This is a genomic window from Brachybacterium halotolerans subsp. kimchii, from assembly GCF_020792675.1.
GTDB lineage: Bacteria > Actinomycetota > Actinomycetes > Actinomycetales > Dermabacteraceae > Brachybacterium > Brachybacterium halotolerans.
In genome coordinates this window covers 174661-196351 of the sequence record NZ_CP086254.1, presented here as the reverse complement: position 1 = coordinate 196351, position 21691 = coordinate 174661, and the positions used below count along the sequence as shown (strand labels likewise).

Genomic DNA, 21691 nt, shown 5'->3' with positions numbered 1-21691 from the left:
CAACGACGACTCTATCCCGAGGTGACTGTCTCTTGGCGCTAGTACGCCGATAAGCCCCCTTATCGCTACCGCGAGTAGTCATTTGCCTAGGTCTCCCGCAGGCTCGATGACGAGTCCACGAAGAGCGATCCGATGGCGCTCACCCGCCGTCGGCACGAACGATCGGAGACCTTCATGAAGGACCTGTTCACCCCGCCCGAGCTCGTCGACCCCCTGGCGATCGGCTGGGTCATCCTCGCGGTGATCATCCTGCTCGCGCTGTTCACCTCCATCGCAGCGACAGCCGTCTCGAGCATCTTCATCGGCTCCGTCATCGCGGCCGCGATCGCGGTGATCCCGGAGTTCCGGATCCTCCGCGCCGTCGCACCCGACCAGACCTGGCTGAACGTCGGCCTGTGGGCGGCGTTCATCCTCGTGCCCGCCGGTATCGCCCTGCTCATCGCCCACCAGACGGAGTCGTACCACCGCGCCTTCCCCACCGTCGCGGCGGGCGGACTGGGCACCGGGTCGGTTGTGATCGCCGCGCTCGCCGACTCCGTGAACGAGCGCCTGGCCGTGGTCCCTCTGTCCTGGGGCGTCGTGCTCGTGGTCCTCGTGGGCGGGGGGCTCTACGCGTTCAGCTCCAACAACCGCTGACCGACTCGACCAGACAGCGCCTCGACCCTCCCCACATCTGCAAGCTCCCGCCGCCGTGAAGTCCACCGTCCGACCCATCCCACCTCCGGTGTTTCCCACCACGCACAGAAAGTCACGACCATGTCCCAGACGCCCTTCTCCCCCACTCCGCCGAATGGCGGGAACAGCAACCCTCCCGTCGTCCCATCGGGCGAACCGCCTGCCGGAGCTGCCGGCGACCCGTCCGCAACGCCTCCCGTCCCGCCGAAGAAGAGCCACAAGAAGTGGCTTTTCGGCTGCGCCATCGCCCTGGTCCTGGGACTGCTCGTCCTGATCGGCGGCTGCGGTGCGGTTCTCGCCAGCAGCGGCGGCGAGGACGCCATGCCGGTCGAGCAGAAAACCTCCGTCTCCGCTACGGAGACCGACGAGGGCGCAGCCGCCGCGGACCAGGAGACGGCCTCCGATGATGAGGGCGCCGACGCCACCGATGCCGATGCGGAGGACGCCGCCACCGAGGATGACGAGGCAGCCGCGGCCGATGCCGACGACGCCGAGGAGACGAACGAGGAGACGACCGAGAAGGCGACCGAAGAGGCCGAGCCCGTGAAGGCGCCCTCCTACTCCGGTTCCGGGTCCGACGTGATCACGCTCGACGACCCGGGCGAGAACGTCTACTACGCGACCGTCACCCACAAGGGGTCGAGCAACTTCGCGCTCTGGATCGTCGACGAGGGCGGACAGGACATCGACCTCGCGGTCAACACCATCGGCTCGTACTCAGGTGACGTGCCGATCAACTTCTCCGGATCGCCGGCCGCACTGCGGGTGGAAGCAGATGGCGACTGGATGATCACCTTCCACCAGCTGGCCGAGGCGCCCCGATGGGACGGCACGGACGCCTTCGAGGCGAAGGGCAACTCCATCGTGATCGTCGACGGTGTCGCCGACGGCCTCACCAGCGTCGATCTCACCCACTCCGGGGAGTCGAACTTCGTGGTCTGGGCCTGGGGAGAGGACTACCCCGACCTCATCGTCAACGAGATCGGCTCCTACGAGGGCACCACCCTGCTGCCTGACGGAACCATGGTCCTCCAGGTCCAGGCCGACGGGACGTGGAGCATCGCGAAGGGCTGACGACGCCACGCAAGCAGGAGCGTGAACCCTTGGCGCGCAAGCGGACCTTTCCCCCGCCGGGAAAGGGCCGCTTCGCGATCCCTGATCGACGTCGACCGCCTCGAGAGCGTGTCGATGCGTCGATTGCATTCCGTTCGGAACGACCGATCACGACGGGCCGCGACCGCTCACGGCGGGTCGTTGCCGACCAGCCCGTCGATCGCTTCGCGGACGATGGACGTCTGCCCAGTGTGCAGGAGGTTCTCCTCGAGGATGTCCACGAGCCGTCGCCGACGACTGACCTGGTACTCCGGGTCGTCCTGGACGAGCTTGTCGAGGCCGCCGTCCCGGACCAGGTCGCTCCACTCCCGGCGGCAGCGTCCGATCGTCTCGTACCAGTGGGCGTAGAGCTCCTCGGGCGGGCTGTCGGCGGCCGTGGTCCATTCCGCGTCGTAGGCCGTCCACGGCTCGGGGCCGGTGGTGGGCGGGCCGGGGGCGCGTCCGGCGGCCGAGGCGGTCCACATCTCCTCGACCTTCGCGAGGTGGACGATCGTGCCGGCGATCGTCACCCCCGAGGGCGGGTGCCGCGTGCCCAGCTGCTCCTGCGTGAGACCGCCGGATTTCCAGGCGAACTGGCGGTGCACGCGATCCAGGGCAAAGAGGAGCATCTCCCCCTCGCCGCCGCGCAGACAGTCCTCGATTGGTACGTCGTTGTAGTCCATGCCGCGAGAGTAGACCTCACGAGAATGGCGATCTGGTCGACACCGGATCCGTGCGCGTTCTCCGAGTGCCACAGGCCCGCGCTCACAGATGCCGCCCCGGATCCATCCGCTGGTGGAGGATACGGATCACGTCGATGCGATCTCCGCGCTGGACGTAGAAGACGAGGTGGCTGCCGATCCCGTATCGACGGTAGCCCTGGCGGATGTCGTCGACGGGGCGACCCCGATCCGGGTCTGCGGCGAGGCGCTCGATGGCGTTCTGGATGTCGCGCAGGTAGGACTCCGCCTGCGAGGCGCTCCAGCGGTCTTCCGTGAAGTCCCAGATCTCGGAGAGATCCCTCTGCGCTGCCGGAGTGAGGCGGAAGCGTTTCATGCCTGCTTCGACGCGATGAAGGCGTCGAAGTCGAACGGCTGGGCCTCACCGCTCTCCTCGCCGACGACGAGGGCCTCGCGCAGTGCTGCCAGTTGCGTCTCCCGATCCTCGAGGAGGCGCAGCCCGGCACGGATCACCTCGCTGGACGATCGATAGCGACCCGAGGCGACCTGCTCTGCAAGGAAGCCGGAGTAGTGGTCATCAAGGCTGATCGACGTGTTCTGAGCCATGGCGTCACGATACCAAGAATGGGTAATTCTACGCCTCGACCTTGACATCGACCGTCCCGTGGTGCGCTCCAAGGGGCCCGTGAGAACAGGAGCGCCGCACCTCACGTGGGGTGCGGCGCTCCGGCACAGAGCTGCGTTCGGGGCGTCAGCCCTGGACGCCCAGCTTCTCCATGATGATCTCGCGCACGCGGCCGGCATCGGCCTGACCGCGCGTGGCCTTCATGATGGGGCCGATCAGCGCGCCGATCGCCTGGACCTTGCCGCCCTGGATCTTGGCGACCACGTCGGGGTTGTCGGCGATCGCCTGGTCCACGGCACCGGTGAGCACCGAGTCGTCGGAGACGACCGCGAGGCCCTCCTTCTCGACGATCGCACCGGGATCGCCCTCGCCCGCGAGCACCTTGCCGAGCACCTGACGGGCGATCTTGTCGTTGATCTTCTTGTCGTCGATGAGCTTCTGGAGCTCGGCGACCTGCGCCGGGGTGGCTGCCAGGTCCTCGAGCTCCACACCCTGCTCGCCGGCGGTGCGGGCCAGTTCGCCCATCCACCACTTGCGGGCGGACTGCGCGCTCGCGCCCGCGACCACGGTCGCCTCGATGGCCTCGAGAGCACCGGCGTTGATGACGTCGCGCATCTCGAGATCGCTGAAGCCCCACTCCTCGCGCAGGCGGCGTCGGCGCGCCGCCGGCAGCTCGGGGAGGTTCGACCGCAACTCCTCGACCCACTCGCGGCTCGGCGCGACGGGCACCAGGTCTGGCTCGGGGAAGTAGCGGTAGTCCTCGGCGTCGGACTTCACGCGCCCGGCGCTCGTGTGGCCATCCTCCTCGTGGAAGTGACGGGTCTCCTGGACCACCGACTCGCCGGCGTCGAGGATCCCCGCCTGGCGGGAGATCTCGTAGCGCACCGTGCGGTCGATCGAGCGGAACGAGTTCACGTTCTTCGTCTCGGTCCGGGTGCCCAGCGGCGCATCGGCCGACGGGCGCAGGGAGACGTTCACGTCGGCCCGGACGTTGCCGCGCTCCATGCGCGCCTCGGACACGTCGAGGGCGCGGAAGATGTCCCGCAGGGTCCGCACGTAGGCGGCGGCGACCTCGGGGGCCCGCTTGCCCACGTTCGGGATCGGACGGGTCACGATCTCCACGAGCGGCACGCCCGCGCGGTTGTAGTCCACGAGGGAATGCGTCGCGCCCTGGATGCGGCCGCTGCCGCCCACGTGCGTGGACTTGCCGGCGTCCTCCTCCATGTGGGCGCGCTCGATCTCCACGCGCACGATCTCGCCGTCCTCGAGCTCCACGTCCACCCAGCCGTCGTGCGCGATCGGCTCGTCGTACTGGGAGGTCTGGAAGTTCTTCGTGAGGTCGGGATAGAAGTACTGCTTGCGCGCGAAGCGGCAGGACTCGGCGATCTCGCAGTTCAGCGCGAGGCCGATGGTGATCGCGTACTCGACGGCCTTCTCATTGACCACGGGCAGAGTGCCGGGCAGGCCCAGGCTCACCGGGGTGATCGCCGTGTTCGGGTCGGCGGCGAAGATGTTCGGCGCACCGTCGAACATCTTGGTCGCCGTGCCCAGCTCCACGTGCACCTCGATGCCCAGCACCGGGTCGTAGCGGTCGGTCGCGTCCTCGAAGTCGACGAGGTCGGTATCGATGGTCGTCATCACTTCACCTCTCCGGTCCGAGCGCCGGTCGGCGCACCGGTCAGCGCGGGGGCGCGGTCCAGGAGCGGGCCGCCCCAGGAGTCCTCGAGCAGCGCCTCGAGCGCACCGCCCACGCGGTACAGCCGCTCGTCGGCCCGCGCGGGGGCGAGGAACTGGATGCCCGCGGGCAGTCCGTCCTCCGCGAGCCCGCTGGGCAGGGACAGCCCGGGCACGCCCGCGAGGTTCGCGGGGATCGTGGCGATGTCGTTCATGTACATCGCCAGCGGGTCGTCGGTCTTCTCGCCGAGGCGGAAGGCAACGGTGGGCGACGTCGGCGAGGCCAGCACGTCGACCTGCTCGAAGGCGCCTGCGAAGTCGTTCTGCACGAGCGTGCGGACCTTCTGGGCGCTCCCGTAGTAGGCGTCGTAGTAGCCCGCGGAGAGCGCGTAGGTGCCCAGCAGGATGCGGCGCTTGACCTCGTCGCCGAAGCCGGCGCCGCGGCTGGCCTTCATGACCGACTCGGCCGTCGGATGATCCTCGGGCACTACGCGCAGCCCGTAGCGCATGCCGTCGAACTTCGCGAGGTTCGAGGACGCCTCCGAGGGCATGATCAGGTAGTACGCGCCGAGCGCGTACTCGAAGTTCGGGCAGGAGACGCGGACGATCTCCGCGCCGGCCCGTTCGAGGGCCGCGAGGGACTCCTCGAAGCGGGCGCGCACCTCGGGGGCGAAGCCGTCGCCCTCGAGCTCCTCGACGACGCCCACGCGCAGACCCTTGACGTCCTTGCGGCGGGCGGCCTCGCCGAAGGCCGGGACGGCCTCCGGCAGCGAGGTCGAGTCGCGCGCGTCGTGCCCCGCGATCAGCTCGTGCAGCAGCGCGGCGTCCTCGACGGTGCGGGTCACGGGACCCGCCTGGTCGAGCGAGCTCGCCATCGCGATCAGCCCGTAGCGGGAGACGGAGCCGTAGGTCGGCTTCACGCCGACGGTCCCGGTGACCGAGGCCGGCTGGCGGATCGAGCCGCCGGTGTCGGTGCCGATCGCGAGCGGCGCCTCGTAGGCGCCGACGGCCGCGGCGCTGCCGCCGCCCGAGCCGCCCGGGATCCGGTCGCGGTCCCAGGGGTTGCGCGTCGGCCCGAAGGCGCTGTTCTCGGTGGAGGACCCCATGGCGAACTCGTCCATGTTGGTCTTGCCCAGGATCGGCAGTCGCGCCGCGCGCAGCTTCTCCACGAGCGTCGCGTCGTACGGGGGCACCCAGCCCTCGAGGATCTTCGAGGCGGCCGTGGTGGGCGTGCCCTTGGTGACCACCACGTCCTTCACGGCGACCGGCACGCCGGCGAGCACGTGCAGCTGCTCGCCGGCGGCGCGGCGCTCATCGACGTCGCGCGCGACGTCGAGGGCCGCGTCCTCGCTCACGTGGAGGAAGGCGTTGAGGTCGCCGTCCACGGCCGCGATGCGGTCGAGGTGGGCGCGGGTGAGCTCCTCGGAGGAGAAGTCGCCGGATGCGAGGCCCTGGGCCTGTGCCGCGGCGGAGAGACGCGTGGGATCGGCGCCCGGGCGGTTCTGGGTGCTCGTCATGTTCACTCCTCCCCCAGGATCTGCGGGACCTCGAACCGACCGTCCTCCGCCTCTGGGGCGCCGGAGAGCGCCTCCTCCTGCGTGAGGGTCGCGGTGACGACGTCCTCGCGGAACACGTTCGTCATGGGGATGGGGTGGCTGGTCGCGGGCACGTCCTCCGTGGCGACCTCGGAGACGGATGCGACAGCGTCCATGATGGCGTCGAACTCGCCCGCATAGCGGGTGATCTCGTCATCAGTGAGCTGGATCCGTGCGAGGTCGGCGAGGCGTGCGACGTCTTCTCGTCCGATCGCTGGCATGCCATCCATCCTAGAGGCGATCGCGGGATGGGTGGACCGGCTGGAACCGGCGGCGCGCTTGCGGCGCCGGCGCTCAGCCCCGGACCCGGTAGTGGTAGCCGCCCAGGCGCCGGAACCCGAGCTTCCGGTAGAGGGCGAGCGCCGCGGGATTGTCGGACTCGACCTCGAGGAGCGCGCGCTCTGCGCCCTGCACCTGCGAGGCCGCGAGCAGCGTGCGCACCACGGCCGTCCCCAGGCCCTCGCGGCGGTGCGCGGGATCGGTCGCGATCTGGTTGAGCACGGCGGACCGGGTGCGGCCGTGGTCGACGAGAGCCGCCCTGCCGACCGCTGTGGGCTCCGCGAGTCCCTCCCCGTCCGCGAGACCGTCGGCCGGGATCCCGACGTGCACGGCGGGGGTCCCGGCGAGGATGTCGTGCATCGTCTCGCGCGCACCCTCCCCGCTGCGCGGGGAGAGTCGCCAGGAGGCGGCGAACCAGTCGTCGGGCAGCAGGCCCGTGCTGATCGTCGCGCGCGGGTCGGGCGCTGGGGTCTTCGCACCGAGCGGCAGCTCGAGCACCTCGCAGGGCGCCTCGACGGAGAATCCGCGATCGGCGAGCGCCTGGTCGACGGCGGCGTGGCCGCTGTCGGAATAGAGCCGGACGAGCACGGGATCGTCGGAGGCACTGGCGAGGCCGAGCACGCGATCGAGGGCCTCCGCGAGCGCCCCCGGATCCGTGGGCGGGTCGACGGGGACGATGCTGTTCGCGCGACGGGTGACGCCGCGCGAGCGCAGGATGGCGAAGCCGTCCACGTCCAGCCTCGACAGCGGGCGCCAGCCGCCCACCAGGGTCTCCACGAGGGCCGACGGCCCCAGGGGCTTCGGACCCGCACCTGCCGTGCCGGAGCCCTTCGCGGACCGGTTCTTCGCACTCTTCCTGGCCATCGATCGATCGTATCGAGGGTGCGCCTGCCGACGTGCCCAAGAGCCCGATCCCGGACGCCCGCAGGGGCGTGTGCGTAGGATCGGGCATCTCCCCCCGCTGTCCGATACCTCTTCAGCGCCGAAGGTGATCGCATGTCCGTGGACCCCCATATCGACTACCACTCCCATGATCCGGAGGACGGCGAGGAGCTGTCCGACAACCCGGCGATCCGCGAGGCCCAGATCCTCGAGGCGCGCATGCGCAAGGCCCTCGCCACCAAGGAGGACCCGCTGCGTGAGGGCGAGAGCACGTCGGACCGCATGCACCGGGGCGAGTGATCCGAAGGGCCGCCCCGCCGAGCGCGAGACGCGGGGCGGGCGCCGCATGGGCCACCGATCCTCCCCAACGCCCCTTCGTGCACATCACCGATGATCTCCCACCGGGATGTCATGGCCCGATGACACACTGACGCCCATGACCGCGAGTGCCGCCGAGACCCATCCGCAGCTGCACGCCGAGGCCCTCGAGGCCCTGCGCGACCTCACCGGCAGGGCCGACGCCGCCTTCCATCCCGGCCAGTTCGACGCGATCGCCGCGCTCGTGGACGAGCATCGCCGAGCGCTCGTGGTCCAGCGCACCGGCTGGGGCAAGTCCGCCGTCTACTTCCTTGCCGCCCTGCTGCAGCGCCGGCGCGGTGCGGGCCCGGCGCTCATCGTCTCCCCGCTCATCGCCCTCATGCGCGACCAGGTCGCAGCTGCCGCCCGAGCCGGAGTGCGCGCCGAGGCGATCAGCTCGGCGAACCCGACGGCCTGGACCCAGATCGAGCAGTCCCTCGCGGCCGACGAGATCGACGTGCTCCTGGTCTCCCCCGAGCGTCTGGTCAACCCCCGCTTCCGCGACGAGCAGCTCCCCCGCCTGATCGACCGCTGCGGCCTGCTGGTGATCGACGAGGCGCACTGCATCTCCGACTGGGGCCACGATTTCCGTCCCGACTACCGGCGGCTGCGCGATCTCGTCGCCCAGCTCGGCCAGCAGGTGCCCGTGCTCGCCACGACCGCGACGGCGAACTCCCGCGTGGTCGCCGATGTCGAGGAGCAGCTGGGGGTCGTGGCGCAGGGAGCGCCGACGAGAGACACAGCAGACACGGCACCGACGGGCGAGGATCCCGGAGTGCTCACTCTGCGCGGCCCCCTCACCCGCGACTCGCTGCGCCTGGGCTGCCTCTCCCTGCCCGACGACCGCGCTCGCCTGGACTACCTGGTGCGACACCTCAACGCCTTCGAGGGCTCCGGCATCATCTACACGCTCACGGTCTCCGCGGCCGAGGACCTCGCCGCCCTGCTGAACACCCCCGAGAGGCCCGTGCGCGCCTACACGGGGCGCACGGACGCCGAGGACCGGGCGCAGCTCGAGGCGGACCTCAAGGACAACCGGATCAAGGCGCTCGCCGCGACCAGCGCCCTGGGCATGGGCTTCGACAAGCCGGACCTCGGCTTCGTCATCCACCTGGGCGCCCCGAGTTCCCCCGTCGCCTACTACCAGCAGGTGGGACGCGCGGGCCGCGCCACGGACAGCGCGGACGTCCTGCTGCTCCCCGGCCGTGAGGACCGCGCGATCTGGGAGTACTTCGCGACCGCCTCCATGCCCTCGCAGGACTCCGCCTCCCAGGTCCTCACCGCTCTCGCCGAGGCCGGCTCCCCGCTCAGCACCGCGGCGATCGAGGCGCGCGTCGACGTGCGCCGCGCCGCCCTCGAACTGCTCCTGAAGGTGCTCGCGGTCGACGGCGCCGTCGAGGCGGTCAAGGGGGGTTGGATCGCGACGGGCCACCCCTGGGAGTACGACGCCGAGCGCTACGAGAACGTGGCCCGCACCCGCCGCGAGGAGCAGCAGGCGATGCTCGCCTACGAGCGGCTGGGCTCCGAGGGGACGGGCCCCGACGTCGTCGCCTCGGATCCCGCGCAGTGCCGCATGGTGTTCCTCGCCCGCCAGCTCGACGACACCACGGCGGTCCCCTGCGGCCGCTGTGACGTGTGCGCGGGATCCTGGTACCCGTCGGCCGACGCCCCGGCGGGGGCGGCCGACGCCCAGGTCTCCGCCCTCCTGGACCGCGTCGGCGTGCCCGTCGAGCCACGCAAGCAGTGGCCCCAGGGCCTCGACCAGCTGCACATGCGCGGGCTCCAGGGCGCCGCCCCCAAGGGGAAGATCGCGGAGGGCGAGCGCTGCGAGGAGGGCCGCGTGATCGCCCGCATGTCCGACCTAGGCTGGGCGGTCCCGCTGCGCAGCCTCCTGCGCACCGACGAGGACGGCGGGCGCATCGACTCCCCCGTCCCCCGGAACATCGGCTCGCGGATCATCGAGGTGCTCAAGGAGTGGGACTGGCAGCAGCGCCCCGTGGGCGTCGTGGCCATCCCCTCCACGACTCGCCCGGAACTCGTGGGGTCGCTCGCCTCGGGCATCGCCTCCATCGGCAGACTGCAGGACCTCGGCCCCCTCGGTCTCGCCGCCGACGCCGCGCCCCTCAGCGGTGCCCGCAACAGCGCCTTCCGCGTCGCCGCCCTCTGGGACCGCTTCGTGATCACCCCCGAGCTGCAGCAGCAGATTGACGCACTGGCCGGCGCCCCGATCCTGCTCGTGGACGACGTGATCGACACCCGCTGGACGATGACGATCGCCGCTCGGCTGCTGCGCCGCGCGGGCTCCGGGCCAGTGCTGCCGCTCGCGCTCGCACAGGAGGCGTGACACCCGCCCCGGGGTACAGGGAGCCCGGACCGCGCGTGACGCTCGCTCAGATCAGCCTGAGCAGGGCGGCGCTGACGCCGGCGACCAGAACGACCACCACGAGGGGCAGGCGCAGGAGAGCGGCCGTCCCGCCCAGCACGACACCCGCCACCCGCGCGGGGTCCGCGAGATCGTGCCCGTCGAACAGGGCTAACGTCGCGGAGACGGCCGCGAGCAGGATGATCACGCCGCGATCCATCTGACGCGCGAGTCCGTCCGTGCTCTGCAGCGCCTCGGAAGCGCGCAGGCCGGCGTAGCGGATGGCGTAGGTCGCGATCGCGAGCACCGCGGCCGCAGCGAGGATCGGAGTGCTCATCGCCGCCTCCTCAGCGCTCCGCGGAGCATCCCGGGCACGAGCACGGACAGCGCCACGAGCGGCGCGATGCCCGCCGCGACCACGGGCGTCACCGCCACGGCGGCCGCTGCGCCGCCCAATGCGAGACCGCCCGTCCGCAGGTCCCGGACCACCCCGATCAGCATCGCCAGCAGGATGGCGGGGAACACCGCATCCAGACCGAGCGACGAGGGGTCGGGGACGCTGCGGCCCAGCAGCACCCCGAGCGCCGCGCCGGCGGGCCACGCGACAGCGATCGCTACGCCCAGCACACGGAAGGCACGTCGACCCGTCCCTGCATCCGGTTGCGCGAGCCCGTACGCCGCCGTCTCGTCGTTGACGAGGTGGGCGTCCAGCAGCCGCGTCGCCCCGCGCGGCAGGAACCGCGCGACCGAGACCCCGTAGAGAGCATTGCGAAGATTCAGCAGCAGCGCCCCGACCACGGCGAGCACGGGCGACGCACCGCCCGCGATCGCCCCCACGAAGACCAGCTCGCTCGAGGCGCCCAGCACCGTGCACGCGAGCAGGAGCACGAACCACAGCGGCAGGTGCGCACCGTCGGCCAGAGCGCCGTACGAGACCCCGACGAGCAGCACCGAGCCGGCGATCGATGCGATCTCCCCGGCACGACGGGAGCGCGCAGCATGCGCAATCATCTCGGGGGCTGCTGCGCCCGCCACCGTTCGATTCTCCGGACTCATGTTCACCACAATGAACGCCCGTGTCGAGTTCGTCAAGATGGACGACGGGTCAGTATGGTGAACGCATGGTCGAGTCTCAGCTGCGGAACCGGATCGGCGCATCCGTGCGCCGCGAACGCACCCGGAGAACATGGAGCGCCGCCGAGCTGGCCCGCCGGGCCGGCATCTCGAAGGCAGGACTCTCTCAGCTCGAGAGCGGCAGCGGGAACCCGAGCGTGGAGACCCTGTGGGCCATCGCCACGGCCCTCGACGTTCCCTTCGCCGCACTCGTGGATCAGGGGGACGAGGGGCCGACGGTGATCCGCGCCGGCGATGCTCCGGAGGTCGTCGCCGGCGCCGCCAGTTACAGCGCCGCCCTGCTCTCGGCGTGCCCGCCCGGCGCCCGACGCGACCTGTACGTGGTGCGCGCGGAGCCCGGGCAGCCGCGCCTGTCCGATCCGCACCAGGCGGGGACCATCGAGCACGTGGTGCTCATGTCCGGCAGCGCGCTGGCGGGTCCGGTCGACGACGCCCAGGAGCTCGGCCCGGGCGACTACGTCGTCTACCGGGGCGACCTCCCGCACACCTTCGAGGCCCGGTCCGCGGGCACCAGTGCCCTTCTGATCTCCGAACTGTCCTGACGCCGAGGGGGAACCCGGACATGAACGATCATCAGCCCATGGACGACCACCGATCCGGCAGCGGCGAGGAGATCGACAACGGCTCCATCGAGGTCAGTGCGCTCGCGATCAACGTGGCGGTCCCCGAAGCGCTGCAGTGGACGGACACCCGTCGCGGCCAGGAGTTCCGGCTCACGAGCATCACCGTGCGCCTGCTCCCCGACTCGTCCCTCGCCGCCAAGGCCTACGGGCGCCCCGTCGACGGAGGTCGCGGGGGCTACGTGTCCTTCCCCGTGCCCGGGACACCGGAGATCCGGGCGCTCATCGAGGCCGGCGCTAGAGAAGCGGCGGTGCGATGGTCGGGTCAGAGGGGCCTGGGCTGAGGCTCCCCTGCGCATGATGGGATGCGGGAATGACCTCGACCTCCCGCCCTGTGCTCTCCGACGGCGTGGTCCGGCTGCGCGCCGAGAGCGCTGACGACGCAGCTGCCCACGCGGCGGCCTTCGCCGATCCGGAGTTCCTCCGCTTCTCCGACTGGCACCCGCTGCTCCACGGCGAGATCGTGGATCGTATCCGTGGCTACGAGGTCCAGCGTGAAGAGGGCGTGGGCATCGCCTTCGCGATCACCGCCGCGGTGGACAGCTCAGTGCTCGGCGAGATCACGGTGAACGGCATCGACAAGAGCCGGTCCGTCGCCAGCATCGGCTATTGGCTCATCCCCGATGCGCGAGGACGAGGAGCATCCACGCGCGCGGTTCGTCTTGTCGCCGCGTGGGCGCTCGGCGACCTCGGCCTCGAGCGGCTGGAGATCACGTGCGGTCCGGACAACGTCGCGTCCCGGCGCGTGGCTGAACGCAGTGGCTTCCGCTTCGAGGGCAGACTGCGCTCGCACATCCCGTTCAAGGGGCATCGCCGCGACAGTCTCCTGTTCAGCCTGATCCGGCAGGACCTCGCTTCGCGCTGACCCGACGTCCTTCCGCCTCACGATGGTCAGTGGCCCGTGGTCACCACCCATTCGCCCACATCCATCTGTCCCCACGCATCATCCCCCGCCGCGAGCACGCTGCCGTCCGCGCGCAGCGCCAGGGAGTGCTGCGGGCCGGCGGCGAGGGCGATGACGTCGTCCCATGTCTCGATCTCCGCCCGGCCCGGCGTTCCGTCCCCGGTGACCAGCACCTGACCGTCGGCCCGCAGTCCGAGGACGCGGTGACTGCCGGAGGAGATCGCGACGATGTCCGTCCACCCGCTGACGGCGTGCCGACCATCGCCCGTGTCGCCGGCGACGAGCACGTGGCCGGTCGAGGTCAGGCCCACGGTGTGCAGGTGGCCGGCGTCGACAGCGACGAGGTCGTGCCAGCCGCCCACGGCGCACTGGCCCCGGGTGTCGTTGCCCGTCGCCCGCGCGGTGCCGTCGCCCCTGAGGCCCACCGTGTGCCAGTCCCCGCAGGCGGCATCGACGATGCCGCGCCATGCGTCCACGTCGCACGCGCCTTCGTCCCGGCGTCCGACGGCGAGCACCGTGCCGTCCTCCCGCACGCCCACGGTCCTGCGCCAGCCCGCGGCGATCGCCGAGACGGCGCCCCACTCCGAGACCTCGCACTGGCCATGGGCGTTCCATCCGACCGCCGCGACGGTGCCGTCCGACCGGAGCGCGACGGAGTGCGCGCGGCCGGTGTTCGCGGCGACGTGGACGCTCCCCACCGCGACCGAGACGATGCCCGTCCAGTCCTGCACGCGCTCGGCGCCCGACGGGTCCCGACCGGCGGTGACCACGGTCCCGTCGGCCCGGAGCCCGAGGGAGTGCCGGGGACCCGCGGCCAGGACGCGGCGCGCCGCGCGCGAGGGCGCGGTCACAGGGTCACTTCTTCTGGTCTGCTGCGGAGGCATCGGAGGAGTCCTCGGTGTCCGCGCCGTCGAACCCTTCCTCGTCGGACGAGCCGTCGTCCGCCGGACCGTTCTCCAGCAGGTCCTTGAACCCCGCCTCGTCGAGGATGGTGAGGCCGAGGTCGCGGGCCTTGTCCTCCTTGGACCCGGCGTTCTCGCCCACCACCACGAAGTCCGTCTTCTTGGAGACCGAACCGGAGGCCTTGCCGCCGCGGGAGATGATCGCCTCCTTGGCGCCGTCCCGCGTGAAGTCCTCGAGGCCGCCGGTGACCACGACCGTCAGCCCCTCGAGGGTCTTCACGAAGCCCTCCTCGACGTCGTCGGCCATGCGCACACCGGAGGCCGCCCAGGCCTCGACGAGCTCGCGGTGCCAGTCCACGTCGAACCACTCGTGGACGCTCTCGGCGATGATGCCGCCCACGCCGTCGGTCTCGGTGAGCTGCGCCAGGTCGGCCTCGCGGATCGCGTCCATGGACCCGTAGGCGGTCGCCAGGGAACGCGCGGCCGTCGGTCCCACGTGCCGGATGGAGAGGGCGACGAGCACCCGCCACAGCGGCTGGGACCTGGCCTTCTCGAGCTCGTCGGCCAGCAGCTCCGTGTTCTTCAGGACGGTCGAGGGCTTCTGCTGCTTCCACGCGTTCTCGCGCTTGTAGTGGCGGAACGTGGGCCGCGACCAGAACGTCGGCTGCACGCGCCAGTCCCCCGTCACCTCCCCATCGCGCCGCTCGGGCTGCCACACGAACACCTCGCGCAGATCCTCGGCGGTGAGGTCGAAGAGGTTCGCCCCCGTCGTCACCACGGGCGTCTGCAGCGCCGGCAGCAGAGGGTCGTCCTCACGCGTGATCCGCAGCAGCGGCACGCCGTCGGCCCCCTGGACCTCCTGCCCGTTCTTGAGCACGACGAAGTTCTCGAGCTCGGCGTCCTCTGCCGAGCGGATCGGCAGGTAGACCACGTGGCCGCCGCGCAGGGCGGCGAGCGCCTCGGCCCGCCGCTTGTCCGGGTCCGTGAGCGCGATCGCGCTCTCCTCCCCGAGGGACTCGATGTCGAACGCGCCGCGCGACGCGGCGTGCTCGATGCGGCCCGTGACCTGGCTGGGGCACGACTTCGTGTTCGGGCAGCGCCAGTCCTTGTCGCCCTCCTTCATCGGGCCGATGGGCGTGCCGCAGGCGGGACACTCCTTCGGCATCTCGAATGCGCGCTCGCTGCCGTCGCGCAGCGCCTCGACCGGCCCCAGGATCTCGGGGATCACGTCCCCGGCCTTGCGCAGCACCACGGTGTCGCCGATGAGCACGCCCTTGCGCTCGACCTCGAACTGGTTGTGCAGCGTCGCCATCTGCACGGTCGACCCGGCGACCTTCACCGGCTCCATGACGCCGAAGGGCGTCACGCGCCCGGTCCGCCCCACGTTGACCTGGATGTCCAGGAGCTTCGTGGTGACCTCCTCCGGCGGGTACTTGAAGGCGATGGCCCATCGCGGCGCGCGCGAGGTCGACCCCAGCCGGCGCTGCTGCGCGAAGGAGTCGATCTTCAGCACGATCCCGTCGATCTCGTGCTCGACGTCGTGGCGGTGCTCGCCGTGGTACTCGATGAACTCGTGGACGTCGGCGAGCGCGTCCAGCACCCGCCAGTGCGGGGAGGTCGGCAGGCCCCACGCCTTCAGCTGCTCGTACACCTCGGACTGCGAGGCGAGGGCGACGCCCTCGTGCACGCCGATCCCGTGGACGTAGACGGCGAGATCGCGCGAGGCCGTCACGCTCGGATCCTTCTGGCGCAGCGAGCCCGCCGCCGTGTTCCTCGGGTTCGCGAACTCCGGCAGCCCCGCCTCGCGCCGCTGCTCGTTGAGCTCCTCGAACGCGGCCGTCGGATAGAAGACCTCTCCCCTGACCTCGAGCACCGCGGGCGGATCGTCGGTCTCCAGACGATCGGGCACGTTGTCGATCGTGCGCACGTTCGCCGTCACGTCCTCCCCGACGCGGCCGTCGCCGCGGGTGACGCCGCGGGTCAGCACGCCGTCCTCGTAGATCAGGTCGATCGCGAGCCCGTCGATCTTCAGCTCGCACAGGTACTGGACGTCGGCGCCGGACCCCAGACCCTCGCCGGCACGGACCGCCCAGGCGTCGACCTCCTCGAGGCTGAACGCGTTGTCCAGGCTCAGCATCCGCTCGAGGTGCTCGACGGGCGCGAAGCCCGCCGCGACGTCGCCGTGCACGGTCTGGGTGGGCGAGTCCGCCTTCGCCAGCTGCGGGTTCTTCGCCTCGAGCTCCTTGAGCTCTCGCTCGAGCTCGTCGTACTGCGCATCGGCCATCGTGGGCGCGTCGTGGACGTAGTAGTCCTCGATCGCCTGCTCGATCTGCGCGGTCAGCTCCGCGATGCGCTCCTGCGCGCTGCGCGGATCCGAAGCTCCCTCGGTCGAGGAGTCCGTGCCTGGGTTCCGGGGTGCGGGGGTGTCGTGTCCACTCACCCGTCCATTCTCCCCCATGGGTCCGACGGGGCGGCGGCCGGGCGGGGCACGGATGGCGGGGCGGCGGGACGAGGGCGCGGGTGGAGGGGCGGGTGCAGAGGGCAGGTGGACGGCACCGGAAATGTCGTGCTGTCCTCTGAGCTCGTTGCCTATCGTGCGGGCATGGACGAGACGGTGCGGATCCGCGAGGCGAGGCGGGAGGACCTCGCGACCCTCGAGGCGATCGGGGCCGAGGGCGATGCCATGTTCGCCGGTCTCTTCGGTCCGGAGCCTTTCGGCCCGGACTCCGCCGAGAGCGGGGAGGCGCGGGCGGCGGAGCCGGGGATCGTGCTGGTCGCCGTGGTGGGAGCAGCGGCCGACGAGCGGGTCGCGGGCTTCGCCCACGTGCTCGAGATCGACGGTGCCACCGCTCGCGGGGACAGGGCGGAGGCGCATCTCGAGCAGCTGGCGGTGCTGCCCGCCTTCGGCCGCCGCGGCATCGGCCGGGCGCTCGTGGAGGCGTCGTACACATGGGCCGCGGGGCGGGGCCACATGCGGATCACCCTGCGCACCTATGCCGAGGTGCCCTGGAACGCGCCCTTCTACGCCCGCTGCGGGTTCCGCGTCGTCGACCCGACGGTCGGTGGTGGAGACTTCGACACGGCCTTCCAGCGAGGCCTTGTCGAGACCGAGCGCGGGGCGGGGCTCGGAAGGCATGGACGACGGGTCCTCATGGTGCGGGACGTCGGCCCCGCGGCTTCATCCGCGACGCGCGCATGCTCCTGCGCACCTGGTCCGTGCCGATGAGCACCATCGACACGCACAGCGCGGCCGCCCCGCACGCGGACCACAGGGGCGCCGACGACGGGTGGGGCTTCCATCCGTACTCCCCTGACCCATAGCGGTAGATCTTGATGTGTTCGCCGACGTCCGCGGATCCTCCGGAGACCGTGTCCTCGACCCCCTGGTCCGTGCGGAAGACGACGACCGTTCCTCTCCTGAAATGGGTCACCTGCGTCGCGGTGGCATGGACTTCCACTGGATCAGCCGCGCCGTTCCCGGAGTAGATCGCTACGGCGACCACGGTTGCCGCTCCGAACATCAGGGCTGCGACTGCGAAGGTGACGGAGAGGAAGGCGGTGCGCACAGGATCGGAGCCTAACCGGGCCGCGCATGCACGCGGCCCCGGCGCGTCGAGCCTGGGCGACGGACGGACCGAGCACCTCCCGCACTGCGCTGCATCCGCACCGAAGAGTTCTCCACAGCGCCGGATTCGTACTGGTTTTCGAAGGAGGCGTCGCCTAAACTGGACATATCGAACACAATTCCGACCCGAGCTCTCTCGGGCACCCCGCTGCAACGCTCGCGATCACGAGGAGGTGAGCACGATGACGATGATGGACCCCGGCATCCACCAGGGCGTTCTGGGTGGCTATGGTTTCTTCGAGCCCGTCCCCGAGGGCGACGTCGTCGTGCTCGAGCCCCTGCTGCCTGCGCGGACCAGGACCCCGGTGAACCGGGAGAACGCCTCCCGCCACGTGCAGGTCAGCCCCACCCTCGAGGTCGACGAACTGGTGCACACGACGTGGGACCAGGGGGTCCACGAAGCACGAGAGCTGGCGCGCTCCCTGCTCCTCCTCGCACCGAAGTGGGAGGCCCGTCATCTCCCGGACGCGGATCGCGACAGGGTCCGTGTCGCCGACCTCGCGGTCGCGACCGCTCTGCGCTGCACCATCGATGTGGCACAGCGCCGCATCCGCGACGCCCACCGCGCCGTTGATCTCCTCCCCCACGTGCACGTCCTCCTCGAGACGGGCGCCTTCCCGGCGTCCTGGTTCACCGAGCTCCTCTCCCGCACCAGCGGCCTCACGGACGACGAGATGGCGGTCGTCGACCTCACCGTGCGCTTCTGGGACGTCGGCATCGCGCCCGAGCAGTTCACGCGCAGCCTGAGCTCGGTGATCGCACGGCTGCTCTCCCGCCGCGAGCTGCCACCGCATCTCGCACCCGAGGACCGTCGGCGCGTCGAACTCCTCCCGGACGACATCCCAGGGATCGCCCGCATCGAAGTGCAGGGGCCGGCGCACGAAGTCGTCTCCTTCGCTCGCCGCCTGGACGCGAGCGCCCGCGCGGTCCAGCAGGCCCAGCGCCACGCCCTCGAGGACGGATCCCCGATCCCGTGGGATCCCGAGGGCGAGGTCCTCGCCACCGGCATGCCCCTCTCGCTCGGTCATATCCGCTATCTCCTCACCACCCTCACCACGCCCGACACCCAGGGTGTGCATGTGCCTGCGGAGCGCTTCCGGCTCGGCGTGCTGGTGCCGATGATGACGATGCTCGGCCAGGACGACGCCCCCGGCATGCTCGACGGGCGCATCCCCATCCCGGCGGACATGGCCCGTGACATCGCCGCCGGCCAGGAGGACTGGGTGCGGATCCTCACCGATCCCAGCAGCAGCGAGTTCCTCCCGCTGCCCGCAGACCGCTACCGCCCCACGCAGGCCATGCTCGAGCACCTGTGCGATCGCATGACCACGTGCGGCCTGCCCGGGTGCACGCGCCCGGCGACCACGGCCACCGAGGCCGACCACATCGTCGAGTACGACCACGAGGATCCCGCGAGCGGCGGCGCGACCGCGGTCGACAACCTGCACATGCTGTGCTGGCAGCACCACGCGATGAAGACCGAGGGACTCATCGACCCCGTGCGCATCGAGCCCGAGGACTCCCCCAGCGGCCGACGGGGCACGCTCTGGGACGTGGCGGACAGGTTCCGCGTCTTCCTCGAGGACAACGCGGACATGGCGACGGCCGAGACCGTCGCCGATCTCGAAGAGGCCTGGGGCCAGCTCCGCGACGCCCGCGCCAAGCATCGGCGGGCACGCGACGGGCTCCCGTCGCTCACCGATCACCCGCCAGGTGCGGACCCGTCCACCGGGTCCGGCTCACCGCCACCAGCGGGCTCACCGCCCGCGGCACCACGGGCCCCCTCGCCGCCTCCACCGTTCTGATCCGACGGCACCTGAGGCACAGCCCCTCATCCGACCGGCTGCATCCCATCATCCGGTCACCGCACCACCGGCATCTCACCGACCGCACCCGGTCGCGCTGCACCCGCTGTTTCGTCGGCGAGGGCATGCGCGCCGGGTACGAGTCGTGCCCGAGGTACGTGTGTCCTCGGCCTGCACCTCACACGCTCGGTTCACGAGTTGCACGCACGTCCCATGCCATCCACGCTCGACGCGCGTCACTCGCGCTCAGCCCCGTCGGCTATCAGTGCCTGGAGCGCGCCCTCGAGCCGTCCCGGCCTCACGCCCGACCACACGGCTCGCAGCGAGCGCTCCAACGCGACGCCCCGCACCGGCACCTCCACAAGACGCCCCTCGCGCAGATCCCCCGCGACCACGAGCCGGCTCAGCAGGGCGCAGCCCGCACCGCCCGCCACGGCCGTGCGCACCGCGGCGTTCGAGTGCAGCTCGAGCGCGGGCGCCGCGACCTCGCGCGGCGCGAGCGCCCGGGTGAGCACGTCTCGCGTCCCCGAACCCTCCTCGCGCACCACCAGCGGTGTGCGCGCGAGCAGGTCCGCGTCGATCCCGTGCTCGCGCACGTCCCGATCCAGCGCCCACGGATGCCTCGGAGCGACCACAGCGACCAGCCGGTCCCGCGCGACCTCGAGCGTGGTGAGCTCGTGCGGCACCTCGAGGCCCTCCACGAACCCGAGATCCCCGCGCCCGCGGCGGAGCGCGGCGATCACCCCGGCCGTGTTCTCGACCTCGAAGGAGACCGGCACACCCGGCTGGTCCGCGGCGAGGGCGGCGAGGAACGTGGGCATCAGGTGCTCGGCGATCGTCTGCGAGGCCAGGATGCGGATTCGTCCGGCGCCCGCGGCCGAGCGCACCTGCTCGACGAGCCCGTCGGCCGCGTCGAGCACGCGCCGGGCGTGCTCCACCGCGACCCGGCCCGCGGCCGTCGGCTCGGAGCCCCGCGCACCCCGATCCACGAGGCGAGCTCCCAGGCGTCGCTCGAGACGGGAGAGCTGTCGCGAGGCATTGGGCTGGGCGAGACCCAGGGCCGAGGCTGCGGCGGAGACGCTGCCCAGGTCGACCACGGCGACCAGCAGCTCGAGGGAGGCCAGGTCGGGCCTCGACGCATCATGCAACGGCATATCCCCGATGATATGCGCCCGATCAGATCGACCACTACCGGGGGCCGCCCTCAGCCGTGAGGCTGGATCCCATGCCCGAACCCCTCTCAGACACTTCCTCGCGCACCTCGACCTCGACGGCGACGACGCCCACACCGTCGACCGGTCCGACGACACCGTCCGACCCCGCCCCGGGTTCCCCGCTGCTCCGCGTCCTGCCCGGGCTGCTGCTGTCGTTCGCCGTCGCCGGGCTCGCCTACGGCCTGGGCATGCTCGTCCCCGTGGCATCCCCGGCGCTCGCGGCGATTCTCGTCGGCGCGCTCGCGGCGAACCTGGGACTGCTGCCGCCGGCGCTGAAGCCCGGACTGGACCTGGCCGCGAAGCCCGTGCTGAGGATCGGGATCGTGCTGCTCGGTCTGCAGCTCGCGATCGGCGACGTGATCGCCCTCGGACCGCTGACCATCGTGGTGATCGTGGCGATCGTCGGCATCGGGATGGCGAGCGGTCTGCTCATCGGCCGGGCTCTGCACCTCCCGCCCACGCAGGCGCTGCTCATCGCCTGCGGGTTCTCGATCTGCGGCGCCGCCGCCGTGGCGGCGGCCGGCGGGGCGATCACGCCGCGGCGTCGCGAGGGCGAGAGCGCCGAGGAGGCGACCGAGCGCCTGGAGACGCAGATCGCGACGGCCGTCGCACTCGTCGTCGTGTTCGGGACGCTGATGATCCCGCTGCTGCCGCTCGTGGCCCGCGCCCTGGGCCTGGGCACGGACGCATCCGGGACCTGGGCCGGGGCGTCGATCCACGAGGTCGCGCAGGTCGTCGCCGCCGGCAGCATCCTGGGCGGCGGGGCGCTCGGCATCGCCGTGCTCGTGAAGCTGGGCCGGGTGCTGATGCTCGCTCCGGTGATCGCGATCCTCACCGCCGTGGAGCGTCGAGCGGCGGAGACCGACCGGACGTCCGTCGACTCCCCCGCCGGCGCCCCCGCGCCCGCCGCCAAGCGCCCGCCCCTGGTCCCGTTCTTCGTGCTCGCGTTCATCGTCGCGGTGTGCATCCGTTCGACCGGTCTGCTGCCCGAGGCGGTCGTCGACGTCTCGAAGCCCGTGCAGGCGCTGTGCCTGGCAGCGGCGATGTTCGCGCTCGGGACCGGGGTGCGCGTGCGTCTGCTGAGGCAGGTCGGCGGACGTCCTGTGGTGCAGGCCGCGCTGGTCACGCTCGTGGTCGCGGCCGTCGGTCTCGGCGGGGCGCTCCTGGCCGCCTGAGCCGGCTGCCCCGGACGGTCCGGCCCTCCCGCTCGGTCGTCCTGCCTGGTGATCCCGCCCAGCCATCCCGCATACCCTGACTCCATGAAGG

General features: G+C 71.4%; 22 protein-coding genes. 10 read left to right on the top strand and 12 right to left on the bottom strand.

The window, feature by feature from the left end:
* Window positions 1–132 precede the first annotated feature (132 nt).
* Both Bra3105_RS00895 and Bra3105_RS00890 read left to right on the top strand, forming a co-directional pair.
* Window positions 133–636 carry a hypothetical protein gene (locus Bra3105_RS00895; RefSeq protein ID WP_228358224.1) on the top strand — a complete coding sequence of 168 codons (504 nt, stop codon included), beginning with the start codon at window positions 133–135 and terminating at the stop codon, window positions 634–636.
* Window positions 637–756: 120 nt separating this feature from the next.
* A complete protein-coding gene (locus tag Bra3105_RS00890) occupies window positions 757–1749 on the top strand; it encodes a hypothetical protein (RefSeq protein ID WP_228358223.1) in 993 nt (330 codons plus the stop codon).
* Window positions 1750–1916: 167 nt separating this feature from the next.
* On the opposite strand, the gene Bra3105_RS00885 is transcribed toward Bra3105_RS00890, so the two are convergent.
* The 7 genes from Bra3105_RS00885 to Bra3105_RS00855 all read right to left on the bottom strand — a co-directional run bounded on the left by Bra3105_RS00885 (window position 1917) and on the right by Bra3105_RS00855 (window position 7484).
* The gene (locus Bra3105_RS00885; protein ID WP_228358222.1) at window positions 1917–2450 is read right to left on the bottom strand and encodes a mycothiol transferase; all 534 of its coding nucleotides are present in this window, start codon (window positions 2448–2450) and stop codon (window positions 1917–1919) included.
* A gap of 82 nt (window positions 2451–2532) precedes the next feature.
* Window positions 2533–2823 carry a type II toxin-antitoxin system RelE/ParE family toxin gene (locus Bra3105_RS00880; RefSeq protein ID WP_200500941.1) on the bottom strand — a complete coding sequence of 97 codons (291 nt, stop codon included), beginning with the start codon at window positions 2821–2823 and terminating at the stop codon, window positions 2533–2535.
* Window positions 2820–3053 carry a type II toxin-antitoxin system ParD family antitoxin gene (locus Bra3105_RS00875; RefSeq protein WP_200500942.1) on the bottom strand — a complete coding sequence of 78 codons (234 nt, stop codon included), beginning with the start codon at window positions 3051–3053 and terminating at the stop codon, window positions 2820–2822. The genes Bra3105_RS00880 and Bra3105_RS00875 overlap by 4 nt, the downstream gene beginning before the upstream one ends.
* A gap of 145 nt (window positions 3054–3198) precedes the next feature.
* Window positions 3199–4710, bottom strand: a complete 1512-nt coding sequence (gatB, locus tag Bra3105_RS00870) for an Asp-tRNA(Asn)/Glu-tRNA(Gln) amidotransferase subunit GatB (RefSeq protein WP_200500943.1) — start codon at window positions 4708–4710, stop codon at window positions 3199–3201.
* Entirely contained in the window at window positions 4710–6263 is a 1554-nt protein-coding gene (gene gatA / locus Bra3105_RS00865; protein WP_228358221.1) for an Asp-tRNA(Asn)/Glu-tRNA(Gln) amidotransferase subunit GatA, read from the bottom strand. Before gatA ends, gatB begins: the two co-directional genes overlap by 1 nt.
* Before the next feature lie 2 nt (window positions 6264–6265).
* A complete protein-coding gene (gatC, locus tag Bra3105_RS00860; RefSeq protein ID WP_152352722.1) occupies window positions 6266–6562 on the bottom strand; it encodes an Asp-tRNA(Asn)/Glu-tRNA(Gln) amidotransferase subunit GatC in 297 nt (98 codons plus the stop codon).
* A 73-nt stretch (window positions 6563–6635) separates the two neighbouring features.
* Window positions 6636–7484 (bottom strand): GNAT family N-acetyltransferase, encoded by an 849-nt coding sequence (locus Bra3105_RS00855; protein ID WP_228358220.1) that lies wholly within the window; start codon window positions 7482–7484, stop codon window positions 6636–6638.
* 132 nt (window positions 7485–7616) lie between these two features.
* Between Bra3105_RS00855 and Bra3105_RS00850 the strand changes: the two genes are divergently transcribed.
* Window positions 7617–7802: a hypothetical protein gene (locus Bra3105_RS00850; protein WP_228358219.1), complete on the top strand. Its 186-nt coding sequence runs from the start codon at window positions 7617–7619 to the stop codon at window positions 7800–7802.
* A gap of 136 nt (window positions 7803–7938) precedes the next feature.
* Entirely contained in the window at window positions 7939–10203 is a 2265-nt protein-coding gene (locus Bra3105_RS00845; protein WP_228358218.1) for a RecQ family ATP-dependent DNA helicase, read from the top strand.
* Window positions 10204–10249: 46 nt separating this feature from the next.
* Here the strand turns inward: Bra3105_RS00845 and Bra3105_RS00840 are convergent, their stop codons facing one another.
* Window positions 10250–10558, bottom strand: a complete 309-nt coding sequence (locus tag Bra3105_RS00840) for an AzlD domain-containing protein (protein ID WP_228358217.1) — start codon at window positions 10556–10558, stop codon at window positions 10250–10252.
* The gene (locus Bra3105_RS00835; RefSeq protein ID WP_228358216.1) at window positions 10555–11256 is read right to left on the bottom strand and encodes an AzlC family ABC transporter permease; all 702 of its coding nucleotides are present in this window, start codon (window positions 11254–11256) and stop codon (window positions 10555–10557) included. Before Bra3105_RS00835 ends, Bra3105_RS00840 begins: the two co-directional genes overlap by 4 nt.
* 86 nt (window positions 11257–11342) lie before the next feature.
* Here Bra3105_RS00835 and Bra3105_RS00830 point away from each other — a divergent pair, with 86 nt between their 5' ends.
* The 3 genes from Bra3105_RS00830 to Bra3105_RS00820 are packed head-to-tail and all read left to right on the top strand — an operon-like array spanning window position 11343 to window position 12840.
* Entirely contained in the window at window positions 11343–11897 is a 555-nt protein-coding gene (locus tag Bra3105_RS00830) for a helix-turn-helix domain-containing protein (protein WP_228358215.1), read from the top strand.
* Window positions 11898–11935: 38 nt separating this feature from the next.
* A complete protein-coding gene (locus Bra3105_RS00825; protein WP_228358214.1) occupies window positions 11936–12259 on the top strand; it encodes a hypothetical protein in 324 nt (107 codons plus the stop codon).
* A 50-nt stretch (window positions 12260–12309) separates the two neighbouring features.
* A complete protein-coding gene (locus Bra3105_RS00820) occupies window positions 12310–12840 on the top strand; it encodes a GNAT family N-acetyltransferase (RefSeq protein WP_228358213.1) in 531 nt (176 codons plus the stop codon).
* A gap of 26 nt (window positions 12841–12866) precedes the next feature.
* Here Bra3105_RS00820 and Bra3105_RS00815 read toward each other — a convergent pair whose 3' ends face one another.
* Window positions 12867–13730: an RCC1 domain-containing protein gene (locus tag Bra3105_RS00815; protein ID WP_228358212.1), complete on the bottom strand. Its 864-nt coding sequence runs from the start codon at window positions 13728–13730 to the stop codon at window positions 12867–12869.
* A gap of 4 nt (window positions 13731–13734) precedes the next feature.
* Entirely contained in the window at window positions 13735–16239 is a 2505-nt protein-coding gene (gene ligA, locus Bra3105_RS00810; RefSeq protein ID WP_228358211.1) for an NAD-dependent DNA ligase LigA, read from the bottom strand.
* A gap of 144 nt (window positions 16240–16383) precedes the next feature.
* Here ligA and Bra3105_RS00805 point away from each other — a divergent pair, with 144 nt between their 5' ends.
* A complete protein-coding gene (locus Bra3105_RS00805) occupies window positions 16384–17007 on the top strand; it encodes a GNAT family N-acetyltransferase (RefSeq protein WP_228358210.1) in 624 nt (207 codons plus the stop codon).
* Window positions 17008–17588: 581 nt separating this feature from the next.
* On the top strand, window positions 17589–19211 hold the full coding sequence (locus Bra3105_RS00800) for an HNH endonuclease signature motif containing protein (protein WP_228359570.1): 1623 nt from the start codon (window positions 17589–17591) through the stop codon (window positions 19209–19211).
* Window positions 19212–19447: 236 nt separating this feature from the next.
* Here the strand turns inward: Bra3105_RS00800 and Bra3105_RS00795 are convergent, their stop codons facing one another.
* Entirely contained in the window at window positions 19448–20365 is a 918-nt protein-coding gene (locus tag Bra3105_RS00795) for a LysR family transcriptional regulator (protein ID WP_228358209.1), read from the bottom strand.
* Window positions 20366–20436: 71 nt separating this feature from the next.
* Between Bra3105_RS00795 and Bra3105_RS00790 the strand changes: the two genes are divergently transcribed.
* The gene (locus tag Bra3105_RS00790; protein WP_228358208.1) at window positions 20437–21600 is read left to right on the top strand and encodes a YeiH family protein; all 1164 of its coding nucleotides are present in this window, start codon (window positions 20437–20439) and stop codon (window positions 21598–21600) included.
* Window positions 21601–21691 lie beyond the last annotated feature (91 nt).

Bases quoted from the DNA above. Each gene is read 5' to 3' on its own strand.
- Bra3105_RS00895 (WP_228358224.1), top strand. From the start codon at position 133: ATGGCGCTCACCCGCCGTCGGCACGAACGATCGGAGACCTTCATGAAG.
- Bra3105_RS00890 (WP_228358223.1), top strand. From the start codon at position 757: ATGTCCCAGACGCCCTTCTCCCCCACTCCGCCGAATGGCGGGAACAGC.
- Bra3105_RS00885 (WP_228358222.1), bottom strand. From the start codon at position 2,450: ATGGACTACAACGACGTACCAATCGAGGACTGTCTGCGCGGCGGCGAG.
- Bra3105_RS00880 (WP_200500941.1), bottom strand. From the start codon at position 2,823: ATGAAACGCTTCCGCCTCACTCCGGCAGCGCAGAGGGATCTCTCCGAG.
- Bra3105_RS00875 (WP_200500942.1), bottom strand. From the start codon at position 3,053: ATGGCTCAGAACACGTCGATCAGCCTTGATGACCACTACTCCGGCTTC.
- gatB (WP_200500943.1), bottom strand. From the start codon at position 4,710: ATGACGACCATCGATACCGACCTCGTCGACTTCGAGGACGCGACCGAC.
- gatA (WP_228358221.1), bottom strand. From the start codon at position 6,263: ATGACGAGCACCCAGAACCGCCCGGGCGCCGATCCCACGCGTCTCTCC.
- gatC (WP_152352722.1), bottom strand. From the start codon at position 6,562: ATGCCAGCGATCGGACGAGAAGACGTCGCACGCCTCGCCGACCTCGCA.
- Bra3105_RS00855 (WP_228358220.1), bottom strand. From the start codon at position 7,484: ATGGCCAGGAAGAGTGCGAAGAACCGGTCCGCGAAGGGCTCCGGCACG.
- Bra3105_RS00850 (WP_228358219.1), top strand. From the start codon at position 7,617: ATGTCCGTGGACCCCCATATCGACTACCACTCCCATGATCCGGAGGAC.
- Bra3105_RS00845 (WP_228358218.1), top strand. From the start codon at position 7,939: ATGACCGCGAGTGCCGCCGAGACCCATCCGCAGCTGCACGCCGAGGCC.
- Bra3105_RS00840 (WP_228358217.1), bottom strand. From the start codon at position 10,558: ATGAGCACTCCGATCCTCGCTGCGGCCGCGGTGCTCGCGATCGCGACC.
- Bra3105_RS00830 (WP_228358215.1), top strand. From the start codon at position 11,343: ATGGTCGAGTCTCAGCTGCGGAACCGGATCGGCGCATCCGTGCGCCGC.
- Bra3105_RS00825 (WP_228358214.1), top strand. From the start codon at position 11,936: ATGGACGACCACCGATCCGGCAGCGGCGAGGAGATCGACAACGGCTCC.
- ligA (WP_228358211.1), bottom strand. From the start codon at position 16,239: ATGGGGGAGAATGGACGGGTGAGTGGACACGACACCCCCGCACCCCGG.
- Bra3105_RS00805 (WP_228358210.1), top strand. From the start codon at position 16,384: ATGGACGAGACGGTGCGGATCCGCGAGGCGAGGCGGGAGGACCTCGCG.
- Bra3105_RS00800 (WP_228359570.1), top strand. From the start codon at position 17,589: ATGACGATGATGGACCCCGGCATCCACCAGGGCGTTCTGGGTGGCTAT.
- Bra3105_RS00795 (WP_228358209.1), bottom strand. From the start codon at position 20,365: ATGCCGTTGCATGATGCGTCGAGGCCCGACCTGGCCTCCCTCGAGCTG.
- Bra3105_RS00790 (WP_228358208.1), top strand. From the start codon at position 20,437: ATGCCCGAACCCCTCTCAGACACTTCCTCGCGCACCTCGACCTCGACG.